The sequence below is a fragment of the Pseudidiomarina aestuarii genome (assembly GCF_048263735.1).
GTDB lineage: Bacteria > Pseudomonadota > Gammaproteobacteria > Enterobacterales > Alteromonadaceae > Pseudidiomarina > Pseudidiomarina aestuarii_B.
The window spans coordinates 120,460-135,840 of record NZ_JBLXDX010000004.1; the positions used below are offsets into that span (position 1 = coordinate 120,460).

17 protein-coding genes are annotated in these 15,381 nt (G+C 49.8%); 14 read left to right on the forward strand and 3 right to left on the reverse strand.

Translation table 11 applies throughout. From position 1 onward, the window contains the following. Nucleotides 1-45 precede the first annotated feature (45 nt). The 12 genes from trmH to hemB all read left to right on the forward strand — a co-directional run bounded on the left by trmH (nucleotide 46) and on the right by hemB (nucleotide 11,260). Nucleotides 46-735 (forward strand): tRNA (guanosine(18)-2'-O)-methyltransferase TrmH, encoded by a 690-nt coding sequence (gene trmH / locus ACN0S4_RS10210; RefSeq protein WP_417657576.1) that lies wholly within the window; start codon nucleotides 46-48, stop codon nucleotides 733-735. Further along, nucleotides 732-2,816, forward strand: coding sequence for an ATP-dependent DNA helicase RecG (gene recG, locus ACN0S4_RS10215; protein ID WP_417657693.1), 2,085 nt, complete (start codon nucleotides 732-734; stop codon nucleotides 2,814-2,816). Before trmH ends, recG begins: the two co-directional genes overlap by 4 nt. 54 nt (nucleotides 2,817-2,870) lie before the next feature. Then, nucleotides 2,871-3,623, forward strand: a complete 753-nt coding sequence (gene ubiE, locus ACN0S4_RS10220) for a bifunctional demethylmenaquinone methyltransferase/2-methoxy-6-polyprenyl-1,4-benzoquinol methylase UbiE (protein ID WP_417657577.1) — start codon at nucleotides 2,871-2,873, stop codon at nucleotides 3,621-3,623. Further along, a complete protein-coding gene (locus tag ACN0S4_RS10225; RefSeq protein ID WP_417657578.1) occupies nucleotides 3,623-4,228 on the forward strand; it encodes a ubiquinone biosynthesis accessory factor UbiJ in 606 nt (201 codons plus the stop codon). The genes ubiE and ACN0S4_RS10225 overlap by 1 nt, the downstream gene beginning before the upstream one ends. 3 nt (nucleotides 4,229-4,231) lie before the next feature. After that, the gene (gene ubiB, locus ACN0S4_RS10230; protein WP_417657579.1) at nucleotides 4,232-5,878 is read left to right on the forward strand and encodes a ubiquinone biosynthesis regulatory protein kinase UbiB; all 1,647 of its coding nucleotides are present in this window, start codon (nucleotides 4,232-4,234) and stop codon (nucleotides 5,876-5,878) included. A gap of 33 nt (nucleotides 5,879-5,911) precedes the next feature. Further along, nucleotides 5,912-6,100: a twin-arginine translocase TatA/TatE family subunit gene (gene tatA / locus ACN0S4_RS10235; RefSeq protein ID WP_417657580.1), complete on the forward strand. Its 189-nt coding sequence runs from the start codon at nucleotides 5,912-5,914 to the stop codon at nucleotides 6,098-6,100. Nucleotides 6,101-6,103: 3 nt separating this feature from the next. After that, nucleotides 6,104-6,418, forward strand: a complete 315-nt coding sequence (gene tatB / locus ACN0S4_RS10240) for a Sec-independent protein translocase protein TatB (protein ID WP_417657581.1) — start codon at nucleotides 6,104-6,106, stop codon at nucleotides 6,416-6,418. Then, complete coding sequence (gene tatC / locus ACN0S4_RS10245; protein WP_417657582.1) at nucleotides 6,411-7,142, forward strand: twin-arginine translocase subunit TatC; 732 nt, start codon at nucleotides 6,411-6,413, stop codon at nucleotides 7,140-7,142. The genes tatB and tatC overlap by 8 nt, the downstream gene beginning before the upstream one ends. Nucleotides 7,143-7,148: 6 nt before the next feature. Then, nucleotides 7,149-7,625 carry a hypothetical protein gene (locus tag ACN0S4_RS10250; protein WP_417657583.1) on the forward strand — a complete coding sequence of 159 codons (477 nt, stop codon included), beginning with the start codon at nucleotides 7,149-7,151 and terminating at the stop codon, nucleotides 7,623-7,625. Then, on the forward strand, nucleotides 7,625-8,407 hold the full coding sequence (locus ACN0S4_RS10255) for a TatD family hydrolase (RefSeq protein WP_417657584.1): 783 nt from the start codon (nucleotides 7,625-7,627) through the stop codon (nucleotides 8,405-8,407). The genes ACN0S4_RS10250 and ACN0S4_RS10255 overlap by 1 nt, the downstream gene beginning before the upstream one ends. Nucleotides 8,408-8,414: 7 nt before the next feature. Next, entirely contained in the window at nucleotides 8,415-10,208 is a 1,794-nt protein-coding gene (locus ACN0S4_RS10260) for a diguanylate cyclase (RefSeq protein WP_417657585.1), read from the forward strand. Between the two features lie 71 nt (nucleotides 10,209-10,279). Then, complete coding sequence (gene hemB, locus ACN0S4_RS10265; RefSeq protein ID WP_417657694.1) at nucleotides 10,280-11,260, forward strand: porphobilinogen synthase; 981 nt, start codon at nucleotides 10,280-10,282, stop codon at nucleotides 11,258-11,260. Here the strand turns inward: hemB and ACN0S4_RS10270 are convergent. Both ACN0S4_RS10270 and rhlB read right to left on the reverse strand, forming a co-directional pair. Further along, the gene (locus tag ACN0S4_RS10270; RefSeq protein ID WP_417657586.1) at nucleotides 11,243-12,154 is read right to left on the reverse strand and encodes a Ppx/GppA family phosphatase; all 912 of its coding nucleotides are present in this window, start codon (nucleotides 12,152-12,154) and stop codon (nucleotides 11,243-11,245) included. The two genes, hemB and ACN0S4_RS10270, sit on opposite strands and share 18 nt — an antisense overlap. Next, nucleotides 12,155-13,444 carry an ATP-dependent RNA helicase RhlB gene (gene rhlB, locus ACN0S4_RS10275; protein WP_417657587.1) on the reverse strand — a complete coding sequence of 430 codons (1,290 nt, stop codon included), beginning with the start codon at nucleotides 13,442-13,444 and terminating at the stop codon, nucleotides 12,155-12,157. 90 nt (nucleotides 13,445-13,534) lie between these two features. Here rhlB and trxA point away from each other — a divergent pair, with 90 nt between their 5' ends. Beyond that, nucleotides 13,535-13,861 (forward strand): thioredoxin TrxA, encoded by a 327-nt coding sequence (trxA, locus tag ACN0S4_RS10280; protein WP_169931193.1) that lies wholly within the window; start codon nucleotides 13,535-13,537, stop codon nucleotides 13,859-13,861. Nucleotides 13,862-13,879: 18 nt separating this feature from the next. On the opposite strand, the gene ACN0S4_RS10285 is transcribed toward trxA, so the two are convergent. Then, nucleotides 13,880-14,035, reverse strand: a complete 156-nt coding sequence (locus tag ACN0S4_RS10285; RefSeq protein ID WP_417657588.1) for a TilS substrate C-terminal domain-containing protein — start codon at nucleotides 14,033-14,035, stop codon at nucleotides 13,880-13,882. Nucleotides 14,036-14,077: 42 nt separating this feature from the next. Here ACN0S4_RS10285 and rho point away from each other — a divergent pair, with 42 nt between their 5' ends. Beyond that, complete coding sequence (gene rho / locus ACN0S4_RS10290; protein WP_169931194.1) at nucleotides 14,078-15,343, forward strand: transcription termination factor Rho; 1,266 nt, start codon at nucleotides 14,078-14,080, stop codon at nucleotides 15,341-15,343. Nucleotides 15,344-15,381 lie beyond the last annotated feature (38 nt).

Consider the following 15,381-nt stretch of genomic DNA (forward strand, 5'->3'; position numbering starts at 1 on the left):
TACTTCCCTGATAAATAGATCATGACAGAAAGGAACCTGCACCCTATGTCACCTGAGCGCCTTGCGCGAATCAATCAATTACTGGATGCTCGCCAGCCCGATCTTACACTGTGTCTGGAAAGCGTGCACAAAAACCACAATTTATCGGCTGTGATCCGCACGGCTGATGCGGTCGGCATTCATGAAATTCATGCGGTATGGTACGACAAGCGAGGCAAGTTATCTCGTGGGACTGCCATGGGCAGTCAAAAATGGGTCAAGGTAAACCATTACACTGAGCTTGCCACCGCAATTGAGGTGTTAAAAGCGCAGAAAATGCAGGTCCTAGTAACCAATTTATCGGAAAATGCAGTCGATTTCCGTGCGATTGATTACACCCAGCCTACCGCCATTATCATGGGCCAAGAGCGCTTCGGTGTGACAGCGGAGGCACTCGCGTTGGCCGATCAAGAAATCGTGATCCCAATGGTGGGTATGGCGGAGTCGTTGAATGTTTCTGTAGCGGCATCCATTGTGCTGTATGAAGCACAACGACAGCGCGTAAATGCCGGTCTCTACGAGCAACCGAGGCTCGCCGAATCGGAGCGCCAACGCGTCCTGTTTGAGGGTGGTCATCCGCTGTTCGCGCGCATTTGTAAGCAACGCAACATTCCTTATCCAGCCATTGCCGAAGACGGCCAAATTGTTGCCGACGAGGCGTGGTGGCGGCTCATGCGAACGGGGCAGTCGATATGAACGGCGCATTGCACCGTATTCCACTCAACACGCTTAAAGGTGTTGGTCCCAAGCTGCAAGAGCGCTTAGTTAAGCTCGGGCTGGAATCGCTGCAAGATGTGCTGCTGCATTTGCCGCTGCGCTATGAAGACCGCTCCCGCATTTATCCTATTGCAGCACTACAAACGGGAACCGCAGCGACCGTGATTGCTGAGGTGATCAAGGCTGAGGTGCTGTATGGCAAGCGCCGCATGCTGCGCGTACGAGTGAAAGATGCAAGCGCGGTGCTGAATCTGGTGTTTTTTCAATTCAGCGCAGCGCAACTGAAACAGTTTGAGCAGGGTACTCGCTTGCAATTGTTTGGCGAAGCGCGGCGCGGAATCAATGGGTTGGATATGATCCACCCAGAATACAAAGTGCTCGCGGCTGACGCAGTGGCTCCCGAATTTGCTGAAGAGTCGTTGACGCCCGTCTACCCAATGACTGAGGGTGTGCAGCAAGCCACGTTACGCAAACTCAGTGAGCAAGCGTTGAGTTATCTGAATCCCACGGCATTAGAGGAATTATTGCCGTCAGCACTACAACCGGAGGGGATGTCACTCGAAGCGGCGATTCGCACGCTACATCGCCCACCGTTAGATGCCAGTCTGGAACAACTGCAGGCAGGTACACACCCCGCACAGACGCGCTTAGCAACCGAAGAATTACTGGCTCATCAACTGAGTCTGCTCAAGTTGCGAGCGTTGAAACAATCCCATCAAGCCCGCAGCTTGATCCCCAATGTGGCACTCCAACAGCGCTTTTTGAGTCAACTCCCGTTCGAGCCCACGGCAGCGCAGCGACGCGTTGTGCAAGAAATACAGCAGGATTTGGCGGCGGATATTCCCATGATGCGCTTGGTACAAGGCGATGTCGGTTCGGGTAAAACGTTGGTTGCTGCGCTAAGTGCGTTGACCGTGATTGGACAGGGTTACCAAGTGGCACTGATGGCGCCCACTGAAATACTCGCTGAGCAACATGCGCTGACCTTTCGCCAATGGCTGGAGCCGCTTGGGATTGGAGTTGGCTGGTTGGCAGGTAAGCAAAAGGCCAAAGAGCGACAAGAGAATTTAGCGGCGATCAAAGCTGGCCAAGTGCAGTTTGTGGTGGGAACGCATGCGTTGTTTCAAGCCGAGGTGAGCTATCACAATTTGGCGCTGGTGATCATTGATGAACAGCACCGCTTCGGTGTGCATCAGCGACTTGAATTGCGTCAGAAAGGCGTTGATCAGGGCTACCAACCTCATCAACTGATCATGACCGCGACACCTATCCCCCGCACGTTAGCAATGACTGCCTATGCCGATTTGTCGACCTCAGTAATTGACGAGTTGCCGCCGGGGCGTACGCCAGTTACTACAGTGGCAATACCCGATACGCGTCGTGACCAAGTGATCCAACGAGTGCATCAAGTGTGTAAAGAAGAGGGTCGCCAAGCCTATTGGGTTTGTACGCTTATTGAAGAATCTGAAGCATTGCAGTGTCAAGCAGCAGAGGATACTGCATCGCAATTGGCGGAAGCGCTCCCAGACTTGCGGATCGGCTTGGTTCACGGGCGCCTGAAAAGCGCTGAAAAAGAAGCAGTGATGACAGCCTTTAAAGGGCATGAACTTGATTTGCTCGTCGCCACAACGGTCATAGAAGTGGGTGTTGATGTACCCAATGCGAGCTTGATGATTATCGAAAATCCAGAACGTCTCGGGTTAGCGCAGCTTCATCAATTGCGAGGGCGAGTCGGACGCGGAGCAGTGGCGAGTCACTGCGTGTTGTTGTACCACGCGCCGCTGTCGAAGACTGCTACCCAACGTCTGAGCGTGTTGCGCGATAGCAATGACGGCTTTGTGATAGCGCAACGGGATCTCGAGTTGCGAGGGCCAGGTGAGTTGCTCGGTCAGAAGCAAACCGGACTAACCGACATGAAAGTGGCGGATTTAATGAAACATAGCCATTTATTGAACGATGTACAGTCACTCGCACAGCAAATTTGGCAGGACCACCCGCAGACAGCAGACGCATTGATTCAGCGCTGGCTCCCGCGGCGCGATCACTACGCCCAAGCGTAAAAATGCAGTACACTAGCAAGCAATTCTCGACGCAGTAAAGATGAAGGCATCCGTATGAGCAAGTCCAAAGACACCATCGATTTCGGTTACCAGCAGGTCGACAAAGAGGCCAAACAAGGCTTAGTCGCCAACGTATTCAATTCGGTGGCGAAAAAATATGACGTGATGAATGATGTCATGTCATTTGGTATTCATCGGTTGTGGAAGCGCTATACCATTGATTGTAGTGGTGTTCGCAGCGGCATGAAGGTACTCGATTTGGCTGGTGGTACCGGTGATTTAACCGCGCAATTTTCTCGCCGCGTAGGCCCCACGGGCGAAGTCGTGTTGGCAGACATCAATGAAGCCATGCTCGAAGTTGGGAAAGATAAACTGCGTAATTTGGGCATTGTTAGTAACGTGAGTTACCAGCAAGCCAACGCCGAAGAGCTTCCGTTTGAAGATGATACCTTCGACATTATTACCATTGCCTTTGGTCTGCGGAATGTCACTGATAAGCAAAAGGCGCTGGAATCCATGCATCGCGTATTGAAGCCAGGCGGTCGTTTGTTGGTGCTAGAGTTTTCCAAGCCAGAACCGCCGATGCTGTCACAGATGTATGATTTCTACTCCTTCAATATCCTCCCCAAAATGGGTCAAGTGATTGCTGGCGATGCTGAAAGCTATCAGTATCTAGCTGAGTCCATACGCATGCATCCTGATCAAGAAACATTGAAGGGGATGATGGAAACCGCGGGCTATGAGAACGTGACTTATACCAACTTGACGGGCGGCATTGTTGCCTTGCACCGAGGATTCAAATTCTAATGTTGTGGACCGTGTTACCCACTAGCGCTGCTGAAGCTCTGCTCAATCATATTCTGCAATTGGATGCTGCTACACCAAGCCGGCTTGCGCCATTGGTGGGCAAACGCCTGCGGGTAACCTTGAAAGAATTTGGTGCACCACTCACGGTCACCGTAACCAGCGATGGTTTTAATTTAAGTTGGGTCGATTCGGATCCAGTCGAGTGTCATATCGTCACGCGTCTGGCTGTGCTTCCCGAATTGCGTGATAGCGCCAACATTACGCGGTTGATTAAGGCCGATGCTCTGGATATCGAGGGCGACCCCATGCTCGCGCAAGCGCTGAGCAAAGCTGTGACAGAATTAGATGTAGATTGGCCGGAAGTACTCTCACAACGCATTGGCGATGTACCTGCGCAAATGCTGCTGCAATTTTGGCAGCGCAGTGAGAGCTGGTTACAGCAGTTCCACGCCGATCAAAAGCAGTGGGTACGCGACGCTATTATTGAAGAAAAGCAGTTAGCACCGAGTCGCACCGAATTTGAGATGTTTCGTGCGGATGTCCAGCAGTTGCGTGCGCAACTGGACCGGCTGGAACGCTCACTTAAACAGTTACAATGGGGTTAGGCAATGCGAATTCAACGGTTGTATCTCATTACCAAAACCTTTTTAAGTTATGGTTTAGACCAACTGATTCCTGCGAAGTGGCTCCCTTGGTCGATCCGCGTTTTGCGTTATTTGTTGTTCTGGATGCCGAATCGGCACCGTGACAAGTCAGCTGGCGTGCGATTACGTCTCGCATTGGAGTCATTGGGACCGGTTTGGATTAAGTTTGGCCAAATGTTGTCGACCCGCCGTGACTTGCTTGATCCTGAAATCGCCAATGAGTTGGCGAAGCTGCAAGATAAAGTAAAACCTTTCCCTGGTGAGCAGGCCCAAGCGTTGATTGAACGTGCACTGGATATTCAATCCATCCACGATGAGTTTGATAACTTTGTGGTCACGCCGCTGGCTTCGGCATCGATTGCTCAAGTACACACGGCAACTTTGAAACATGGGCCCGATGCTGGGCAAGACATTGTCATCAAAGTTATCCGGCCTGATATTCGCAAAGCGATTGATGCTGATTTAAAACTCATGGATACGTTGGCGTCAGTGTTAGCCAAACATTTACCTGATGGGCGCCGACTCAAGCCACGTGAAGTGGTGAAGGAATATCGCAAAACACTTCTCGACGAGCTCGATCTACTGCGCGAAGCCGCCAACGCAATGCAACTGCGCCGCAACTTCGAAGATTCGGACCTGCTTTATATTCCAACGGTATATAGCGATTACTCGCGTTTATCGGTCATGGTAATGGAGCGTATCGACGGTATTCCAGTGAGCGATGTTGAGACCTTGCATGCACTTGGTGTAAATATGCAATTGCTTGCTGAGCGAGGAGTTGAAGTATTCTTCACACAAGTGTTCCGAGACAGCTTCTTTCATGCCGACATGCACCCCGGCAATATCTTTGTCAGTCGTGAGAATCCAGATGACCCGAAATATCTCGGTATCGACTTCGGTATTGTGGGTACATTGAATCGCGAAGATAAGCGCTATTTGGCAGAAAACTTTCTCGCATTTTTCAATCGTGACTACCGCAAAGTGGCGGAGCTGCATGTTGATTCTGGCTGGGTCCCAGCGCACATTAATATTGAAGAGTTTGAATCGGCGATACGCACGGTTTGCGAACCGATTTTCAATAAGCCGCTGGCAGATATCTCATTCGGTCATGTGCTGGTGAACCTATTCAATACGGCGCGCCGCTTTGAGATGGAAGTGCAGCCGCAGTTAGTGCTGCTGCAAAAAACCTTGCTGTATGTTGAAGGCTTAGGGCGTACTTTGTATCCACAATTGGATTTATGGAAAACCGCCAAGCCATTCCTCGAGCGCTGGATGAAAGAACAGTTAGGTTGGCGTGCCGTGTTGCGTTCGGTCAAAGAAAACGCGCCATTCTGGGCCGAGAAATTACCAGAAATGCCGACGCTGTTGTACGACTATTTGCGCACGCAGCGTGAGCAGCAACAGTGGCAACGTTCTGCATTAGCTGAGTTTCAGGCCCATCAGCAACGTTTTGCCCAGCGGGTATGGTACGGTGCCATTACCGCCGCATTGATTGTTAGCACGAGTCTATTTTACGCAACCGAGCAGAGTCCTTGGTTAACAGGATGCAGTGCACTTGCGCTAGTATTCAGTGGTATACTCGGCTGGCAGCGCGGGCGACGTTCCCGTTAACCAGCAACATATAAACCGAATTGAGAACAAGTTATGGCACCTAGTATTTGGCAATTACTGATCGTTTTGGTCATTATCGTGCTGATTTTTGGCACCAAACGTTTGCGCAACATCGGCAGTGATCTTGGCTCCGCGGTAAAAGGTTTCAAGAAATCGTCAACTGACGATGAGATAGACCAAAGCGCAAAGAAAGAACTTCCGGAAGACCGCAAGGATAATTAAGCAATGTTTGATATCGGCTTCTGGGAGCTGATCCTCATTGCGGTCATCGGGCTCATCGTGTTGGGCCCGGAACGCCTTCCCCATGCATTGCGTGCTATGCAGCGTGCCGTCTCTGGCGTGCGGTCTTATAGTACCCGCGTGCAAGCTGAGCTCAATCATGAATTGAGAATCAAAGAACTTCATGATCACCTGAAACAAGCTGAGCAAGGTGACCTCGAAAAATTATCACCTGAATTACAACGCTCGATAGCCGAATTGCAGCAGGCCGCATCGCAAGTGCAACGTCCCTATGCTAAGAAACCAGATGCCGATGAGTAATTCACCACTCCTCGACCATTTGTTGGAACTCCGTAAGCGACTCTTGCGCGGTGTCCTAATTGTCCTCGTCGTTTTTCTGGCGTTGGCAGCATTTGCCAACGATTTATATTCGGCCGTTGCTGCACCCATGTTGGCGAGTTTGCCGCAAGGTTCGAGTATGATCGCAACCGACGTCGCAACGCCCTTTTTCACGCCCTTTAAACTCGCTTTAGTGGCTGCGATTGTTTTATCGGCGCCACTGTTGTTGTGGCAAGTATGGGCGTTTATTGCACCGGGATTGTATCGTCGCGAAAAACGCTTAGTGTTGCCGTTGATGCTCAGTAGTACGCTGCTGTTTTACGCTGGCATTGCCTTCGCCTACTTTATCGTGCTGCCGTTGGCCCTAAATTTTTTGGCTGGCGCTGCGCCTGAAGGCGTGCAAGTAGCCACCGATATCGCACGTTATTTAGATTTCGTGCTCGCTATTTTCTTAGCGTTTGGTATTGCTTTTGAGACACCTGTTGCCATTATTTTGCTCTGTTGGAGTGGGGTAACTAGTGTTCAGGCGTTGCGTCAAAAGCGTCCTTATGTCATTGTCGGAGCATTTGTTGTGGGGATGTTCTTAACACCCCCTGATGTAATCTCCCAAACACTTTTAGCGATTCCAATGTGGTTGCTTTTTGAACTTGGAGTCGTGATCGCTGGTCTATATCAGCGTCCACAACCAAATGCAGAACAGGATTAAGACATCATGGTAAAACGTGTATCACTCAGCAGCGTAATTGGCAGTACTGCTGTGGCAGCTTGCTTCACTGTTGCAGCGCAAGCGCAAAGCGTGAGTTCTGAACAGTTAGCTGTGTGCGCGCAAATCGAAAACCCACTTCAGCGTCTTGTTTGTTTCGACAAGCTGGCAGCTGGAGACCAGGTCAGTGCAACCGAGCAGCAAACTGCTACACGAACGCCTGAAGATCGTTTCGGTAAAGAGTATAAAGAAGAGAATCGCGTCGTTGATGACATGATGTATGTGTCTATTGCGGAGAAGTCTCAAGATCCCTATGGCCGCTGGGTGATTGTGTTGACCAATGGGCAAAAGTGGAAGCAAATGGACAGCACGTCCTATCAATTACCGAATGATGCTGAATATTTTATTGAGCGCGGTGTTTTGAATAGCTTTTATTTAGGGCGTACCGACATCAACAAACGTATTCGTGTTCAACGCGCTGACTAATGATGCGTTGGTTCGACAGCGGTGCTAATCTGACGAACGGCAAACTCGTTCATCAGCTCGAAGATTACATTGCAGCAGCGCTGCAAGCCGGTGTCGAACAAATTTTAGTGATTGGGACCGACGTGCAACATAGTCGCGAAGCACTCGCCCTGTGTGATCGGTATCCCGAACAACTCCTTGCCACGGTTGGTGTACATCCCCATGATGCAGCAACCGCTCCCCACGATTATATTGCCCAACTCCGCGAGCTTGCGCAGCATCCGGCTGCCCGCGCTATCGGTGAGTGTGGACTCGATTTTAATCGGAATTATTCGCCGCCGGACATTCAACTGAGCGTTTTTCGTGCGCAACTCGAATTGGCTGCGGAATTACGAATGCCAGTGTATCTGCATGAACGCGATGCGCACGAACCTCAAGTTGAGCTCCTCAGTGAATTTCAACAGCGAATTCCTAGATTCTTAACGCATTGTTTTACGGGTGACGAAAAAGCACTTGCCAGTTACGTGAAACTTGGTTGTTATATAGGCATTACAGGTTGGGTTTGTGATGAACGGCGTGGGCGCGATTTGCAACATTCAGTTTTGCAGATTCCGGCCGATAAGATAATGATTGAGACCGATGCGCCATTTTTGTTACCGCGTACATTGCGACCGCGACCAGCCTATAATGCGTCAGAATATCTGCCGCATATAGGTGAGTTTGTTGCGCAGTTGAGACAACAGGAAGTGAGCGAGTTCGCTGCGCAAACTTGGCAAAATAGCCAAAACTTTTTTCAAAAATAGGGATAGCATGACAGCCATTCGAGCACTCTGGGCCTTGTTAGGTCTGGTGTGTCTACTTGGACTTGCTCCTGCCGCCAAGGCGGCGGTAGAAGAGCCGCTAATTTATTACCAACCAGAAACGGCAACGACTTCGTTTGCTCAGTTGTTGGCGAGTGAGCGTTCCTCTTGGCAGCAAATTCCGCAAGGTGAAGCCGTCTCCTTTGGTTATACCCCCCAGGCTTATTGGTTCAAGGTCGACGTGGCAGCCAGTCGCTCTGATCGAATTCTGTACCTTGGTTATCCACTTCTTGATTCCGTCGATATTTATTTTGTCCAGAATGGCGCCATTATTGATCAATTGCTGGTGGGTGATAATTTGCCCTTCGCGCAGCGCCCTATCTTGAACAAAAACTTCGTGATACCCATGGCATCCCGAGCGGAGCAAACCATCTATCTGCGAGTTCGTACCGAGAGTTCGTTACGGTTTCCGTTAGAAATTTGGCAACCAGCCGAATTTATGCAGGCACAACAATACCAAGTGGCAGCAACAGGACTCTATTTCGGCTTGTTGCTCTGCATGGTGGTTTATAACTTCTTTAATTATTTGGTCACCCGTGAGTTCAGCTTCCTGAATTACTCGGCCTATACGTTGAGTATTGGCTTATTGATGGCGGGACTCGATGGCACCGGTTATCAGTATTTGTGGCCCAACTGGATTTGGTTGCAAGACCGTATCGTAACGATGATAGGTAGTGTGGTCTTCATTTTTGCCAGTTTGGTCACCGCTGGTGTGTTGCAGACTGCTCAGCGCAGTCCACGACTGCATCGCGGATTACAGCTCTTCATTGGTATCTACTCGATTACGTTTGTACTGAGTATATTTCTGCCTTACGCGACATTGATCCCTTACGTTCTCGGACTCGCAGTCACCAGTTGTATTTACTTGTTAGCAACCGGTATTTCATTGTGGACTAGAGGGCTCACCTACGCTCGTATTTATACCCTAGCGCTAGGTAGCTTGTTGTTTGCCATCACCATCAATGCCTTGGGCTATTTAGGCCTCTTTGAGTCGGTGTTTGTGCAACGTTACGCCATTATGGCGGCCTCAGCGTTTGAAGTATTGCTACTGAGCTGGGTGTTGGCTTTGCGTTTCAACGAAAGCCGAGTGGAACAGCTGGCGTTGCAAGAAAAACTAAACACGCAGTTAGAGTCTATGGTCGCGCAACGTACCGAAGAGCTTGAGCAAGTAATGGGACGCCTCCAATCTGCCAATAAAGAACTCGAGCAAAAGAGCAATGAAGATGGTTTGACCGGACTCTATAACCGGCGTTTCTTGAATCAAGAATTTAAACGAGAATTTGGCCGTGCCAAGCGCACCGGTCGAGATTTGACCTTGATGATGCTCGATATCGATCATTTCAAGCCACTGAATGACAGTTTCGGTCACCTTTGCGGTGACCAAGTGCTGGTCGAATTGGCGCGGGTTCTGGTTGCTCAATTGCAACGTGCAACCGACACTGTGTACCGGTATGGAGGCGAGGAATTTGTCATTCTATTGCCAGATACGGACGAGCATGGTGCGCGTGAAATTGCCGTCAAAATTGGTCAAGCCGTACGCGACCATGTCTTCAAAACCGATCAAGGCGAGATGAAGATCACCATCAGTATTGGCGTTGCCATCGCTAAACCGGACATGTACGAAGAGCCTACGCAACTGCTCGCTGCTGCCGATGATGCCCTCTATCGAGCGAAGAATTCGGGCCGAGATATCGTCAAAGTGACCACCCAAATTCACCAACCCGAGCAAGCCAATTCACGCTGAATGTTGTACTATTAACAGCATATTTTCAGTTTGAACTAAATAACGAGGCGTTCCACGTGAGCTATTTCCCTATGCGGCGATTACGTCGCTTGCGTCGTCATGATTTTAGCCGTCGCTTAGTTGCCGAAAATCAGTTAACAGCGGCCGACCTAATCTATCCAGTGTTTGTATTGCCCGGCACGCAGCAGCGCGAAGCTGTCGTGTCGATGCCTGGTGTAGAGCGCTTATCGATTGATTTGCTCGTGGCTGAGTGTAAAACCATTCATGCTTTAGGTATTCCTGCGGTAGCACTGTTTCCAGTGACGCCAGCGGCTGCGAAATCACTCGCTGCGGAGGCTGCATGGGATGATGAAGGCTTGGCGCAAAGTGCGGTGCGAGCTATCAAAGAGGCAGTGCCTGAGCTTGGTGTGATTACTGACGTTGCGCTCGATCCGTTCACCAGTCATGGTCAAGACGGCATTATTGACGACGATGGCTATGTGCTGAATGACGTCACGATTGATGCGTTGGTGAAACAGGCTTTATCTCATGCTCGTGCGGGTGCTGATGTGGTCGCACCGTCCGACATGATGGACGGACGTATTGGGGCTATCCGCGAGGCATTGGAAGCGAATGGTTTCCACAATGTGCAAATCATGGCGTACTCAGCCAAATATGCCTCGGCATTCTACGGACCATTCCGCGATGCGGTCGGTTCAGCCGGAAATTTGAAAGGCGGCAATAAGAAAACCTACCAAATGGATCCTGCGAACAGCAATGAAGCCATTCATGAGGTTGCTCTGGATATTGAAGAGGGCGCTGATATGGTGATGGTGAAGCCAGGAATGCCGTATCTAGATATCGTTCGCCGGGTGAAAGATGAGTTTCAGGTTCCTACGTTTGCCTATCAGGTCAGTGGTGAATACGCCATGATGCAGGCTGCTATTGCGAATGGTTGGTTGACTGAGGATGTCATCATGGAATCGCTGTTAGGATTTAAACGCGCAGGTGCGGACGGCATCCTCACCTACTTTGCGAAGTATGCGGCTGAACGGTTACAGTCGGGTCAGTAATTGAGTCATTAAACCCTCGCGTAAGGCCCCTTGCGCGAGTTCTATATGTTCCAACCGCAAGCCATCCGCTAATGCCAATAAAATCGAGAATCCACCCATAAACACGGCTTGCCGATCACGGCGAACGCCAACGTTGCCGAGTTTACGACAATGTCCTGCTTGAATACAGGCGCTGCGTACTTGTTGCAGCCAGTCGCCCTGGATGAGCGACTGCTGTTGCGAATGCAGAATATCGTGTAATGCACGAAACGTTCCCGAGGCGCCGCACACATGGTGCCAGGAATGTTGCAGAAAGGCGTCGAGTTCGGGAGCTAATTCTTGAGCCGCCGCTGCTTGCGCGGCATCGAGAGCTGCCGCGGTAATGGTACCGTCGCCAAAAAAGCGATTTTGCCAAACCACACAGCCCATATCTAAGCTTTTCAACCGGTGCGGTTGCGTGCCAGTACCCACAATCACTTCAGTGCTGGCGCCACCAATATCAAGGACGAGCATCTGCGCATTGGGCTGGGCCCGGCTTTGCGTAGCGCCTCGATAAATGAGTTCTGCTTCGCGTTCGCCGGAAATGATTTCAATAGAATGACCTAAGGTCGCTTCAAACTGTCGTAACACGTCATCACGATTTGAGGCTTTGCGTAACGTTGCAGTAGCGACACATTTGACCGCTTGGTCGGGGATATCACGAAGGAGTTCAGTGAAGCTTGCTAAACAAGCAATACCGCGATGGATGGCCGCTTCGTCGAGCGTTCCATCCTCACGGAGGCCATCGGCAAGGCGAACCTTTTGTCGTTGCCGAGTTAAGACTTGATAGCCCTTTTGAGGAGTTGCTTGGGCTAGAATCAAATGAAAACTATTCGAGCCCAAGTCAATGGCAGCCAGCCTTGGCGTCCTCTGCATCTAGCGGTTTCCGCCACCGCTGCGTTGCCCGCCACGCTGACCACCGCGTTGTCCGCCACGGTTGCCGCTAGGCTTGCCACCGCGGGTGCGGCGTCGAGCTGTCGGTCGAGGTGTTTTGATATCCGTTAACAAGGCTTCCGGAGCATACTTGGTGACGGGAATGCTGTGACCAATGTAGTCCTCGATAGCTGGCAAGTTATAAACGTACTCCTCACAAGCTAATGCGATGGCTTTACCACTCGCTCCAGCGCGTCCAGTTCGACCAATACGATGCACATAGTCTTCGCAATCATCTGGCAAGTCGTAGTTATAGACGTGACTGACTTCTGGAATATGCAGGCCGCGTGCGGCGACATCGGTGGCGACTAAAAAGTCCAACTCACCCTCGGTGAACTGGTCGAGAATTTTCAGTCGTTTCCGCTGCGGTACATCACCTGTCAATAATCCGACTCGGTGTCCATCGGCTTCCAGCCATTGGAAGAGCTTGTCGCAGACATGTTTGGTGTTGGCAAAGACAATCGCTTTTTCTGGCCAATCTTCTTCAATCAATGTCAGCAATAACTTCATTTTGTCTTGCTTCGACGGATAAAAGAGTTCTTCGCTGATACGTTCGCCCGTTTTTTGTAACGGCTCGACTTCAATTTTGGTCGGCGAATTCATGTGATCGTAAGCCAGTTCTTGCACCCGTTGCGACAACGTCGCCGAGAACAATAAACTCTGCCGATCTTTAGGCTTCGGCATACGATTAAACATGTAGCGAATGTCTTTAATAAACCCAAGGTCAAACATCCGGTCGGCTTCATCGAGTACGACAACATCAATTTTATCAAGGTCATAGATACCTTGTTTGCAATAGTCGATGAGTCGGCCTGTGGTGCCAATTAAAATATCGACACCTTCTTCTAGGGCTTGGCGTTGACTTTCGTAACCCTCGCCCCCATAAATGATGCCGAGGCGCATATCGCAGTGACTAGCCAATAATTCAGCATCGTTGGCGATCTGAATGGCAAGTTCACGCGTAGGTGCCATGATGATTGCACGTGGATAACGTTTGTCACCCTCGCGAGGTTTATTTAATAGGGTGGTAAAAGTAGCGACGAGGAAGGCCAGGGTTTTCCCGGTTCCCGTCTGTGCTTGACCAGCAACGTCTTTTCCAGTCAGGGCAACAGGCAAACTGAGAGCCTGAATAGGCGTACAGTTTTCGAAGCCGGCGTTTTGCAATGCGCTTAGTACCTGCGGATGCAGGTCGAGATCAGCAAAGCGTGTCTCTGTTAAGTGTGTTTTACTCATGGCGTAAGCATATCAGTTTGCGCTAACATTCAAAAACAGAAATAATAGCGTATCTATTATTTCACGCGAATTACAGCAGCGGAGATTATCATGAGTGACAAAATTGTTCAGCTAAGTGATGACAGTTTTGAGAACGATGTTCTCAATTCAGACAAACCGGTATTGGTCGACTTTTGGGCCGAGTGGTGTGGACCATGTAAAATGATTGCACCAATCCTCGATGACATCGCGACTCAGTATGCCGATAAAATCACAGTGGGTAAGCTGAACGTAGACCACAATAACCAAACACCACCTAAGTATGGTATTCGTGGAATTCCGACGCTCCTGCTGTTTAAAAACGGTGAAGTTGCTGGAACCAAAGTCGGTGCGTTGTCAAAAGCGCAGTTGGCTGAGTTCCTCGACCAGAACATCTAAGATTAACGGCCAGTTTGTTTAAAAAGGTTGTTTTGTTGCGGCAAAACAACCTTTTTTGCTGAAAAACTGGACGTTTCTGTGTTTCGGTGGTACTTTTCTTTCATTAAATCTTTTCTTCAGGTTGTCAGCCTTTTGGCGACCGTGCAGTAGACTCCTAGCGTTTAACGAAATCAAACCCTAATTTCTTTTGGCCACAGATAAGTCCGTACCCTCCATATGAATCTAACTGAATTAAAAAATAAACCAGTCAATGAGCTTGTAAAACTAGCTGACGAAATGGGCCTCGAATCGATGGCTCGTATGCGCAAACAAGATATTATCTTTGCGATCCTGAAAGCACATGCAAAAAGCGGTGAAGACATTTACGGCGATGGCGTGCTTGAAATCTTGCAAGATGGCTTTGGCTTCTTGCGCTCAGCAGATTCATCGTACTTGGCTGGTCCAGACGATATCTACGTATCTCCGAGTCAGATTCGTCGCTTCAATTTGCGTACGGGTGACACGGTGTCGGGTAAAATCCGACCGCCAAAAGAGGGTGAGCGTTATTTTGCCCTGCTTAAAATTCGCGAAGTAAACTTCGACAAGCCTGAAAACTCCCGTAATAAAATTCTCTTTGAAAACCTGACTCCTTTGCACGCCGACGAGCGTCTGCGGATGGAGCGTGGGAATGGTTCAACTGAGGACATTACGGCTCGAGTCCTCGACTTAGCATCACCTATTGGGAAAGGCCAACGTGGCTTGATTGTTGCGCCACCCAAAGCAGGTAAAACCTTATTGCTGCAGAATATTGCACAATCGATTGCTGCCAATCATCCAGATTGCGTACTGATGGTCCTGCTGATTGATGAGCGTCCAGAAGAAGTAACTGAAATGCACCGGTTGGTAAAAGGTGAAGTTATTGCCTCGACCTTTGACGAGCCAGCCAGCCGTCACGTGCAAGTGGCAGAAATGGTTATCGATAAAGCAAAACGCTTGGTCGAACATAAGAAAGACGTGGTCATCTTATTGGACTCCATCACGCGTTTAGCGCGTGCTTACAACACCGTAATTCCAAGCTCAGGCAAGGTTTTAACTGGTGGTGTTGATGCCAACGCGTTGCATAAACCGAAGCGTTTCTTTGGTGCAGCACGAAATGTCGAAGAAGGTGGCAGTTTGACGATTATTGCTACTGCATTGATCGACACTGGTTCGAAAATGGATGAAGTGATTTACGAAGAATTCAAGGGAACAGGCAACATGGAGTTGCACTTGAATCGTAAGATTGCTGAGAAGCGAGTTTTCCCAGCTATCGACTTTAATCGCTCGGGTACGCGTCGGGAAGAATTACTGACTACCCAAGAAGAACTCCAGAAGATGTGGATTCTACGGAAGATTGTTCATCCAATGGGTGAAACCGAAGCGATGGAATTCTTGATCGATAAGCTGCAAATGACGAAAACGAATGATGAATTCTTTGAGGCGATGAAGCGTCAGAAGAGCTAATCGATAGTTCGCATTAACAGGGAGCATTGACAGCGTCG

Coding starts and splice junctions, on each gene's coding strand:
- trxA (WP_169931193.1), top strand. CDS start 13,535: ATGAGTGACAAAATTGTTCAGCTAAGTGATGACAGTTTTGAGAACGAT.
- rhlB (WP_417657587.1), bottom strand. CDS start 13,444: ATGAGTAAAACACACTTAACAGAGACACGCTTTGCTGATCTCGACCTG.
- hemB (WP_417657694.1), top strand. CDS start 10,280: ATGCGGCGATTACGTCGCTTGCGTCGTCATGATTTTAGCCGTCGCTTA.
- ACN0S4_RS10250 (WP_417657583.1), top strand. CDS start 7,149: ATGGTAAAACGTGTATCACTCAGCAGCGTAATTGGCAGTACTGCTGTG.
- tatB (WP_417657581.1), top strand. CDS start 6,104: ATGTTTGATATCGGCTTCTGGGAGCTGATCCTCATTGCGGTCATCGGG.
- ubiE (WP_417657577.1), top strand. CDS start 2,871: ATGAGCAAGTCCAAAGACACCATCGATTTCGGTTACCAGCAGGTCGAC.
- ACN0S4_RS10270 (WP_417657586.1), bottom strand. CDS start 12,154: ATGCAGAGGACGCCAAGGCTGGCTGCCATTGACTTGGGCTCGAATAGT.
- ACN0S4_RS10255 (WP_417657584.1), top strand. CDS start 7,625: ATGATGCGTTGGTTCGACAGCGGTGCTAATCTGACGAACGGCAAACTC.
- ACN0S4_RS10260 (WP_417657585.1), top strand. CDS start 8,415: ATGACAGCCATTCGAGCACTCTGGGCCTTGTTAGGTCTGGTGTGTCTA.
- rho (WP_169931194.1), top strand. CDS start 14,078: ATGAATCTAACTGAATTAAAAAATAAACCAGTCAATGAGCTTGTAAAA.
- ACN0S4_RS10225 (WP_417657578.1), top strand. CDS start 3,623: ATGTTGTGGACCGTGTTACCCACTAGCGCTGCTGAAGCTCTGCTCAAT.
- ubiB (WP_417657579.1), top strand. CDS start 4,232: ATGCGAATTCAACGGTTGTATCTCATTACCAAAACCTTTTTAAGTTAT.
- recG (WP_417657693.1), top strand. CDS start 732: ATGAACGGCGCATTGCACCGTATTCCACTCAACACGCTTAAAGGTGTT.
- tatA (WP_417657580.1), top strand. CDS start 5,912: ATGGCACCTAGTATTTGGCAATTACTGATCGTTTTGGTCATTATCGTG.
- trmH (WP_417657576.1), top strand. CDS start 46: ATGTCACCTGAGCGCCTTGCGCGAATCAATCAATTACTGGATGCTCGC.
- tatC (WP_417657582.1), top strand. CDS start 6,411: ATGAGTAATTCACCACTCCTCGACCATTTGTTGGAACTCCGTAAGCGA.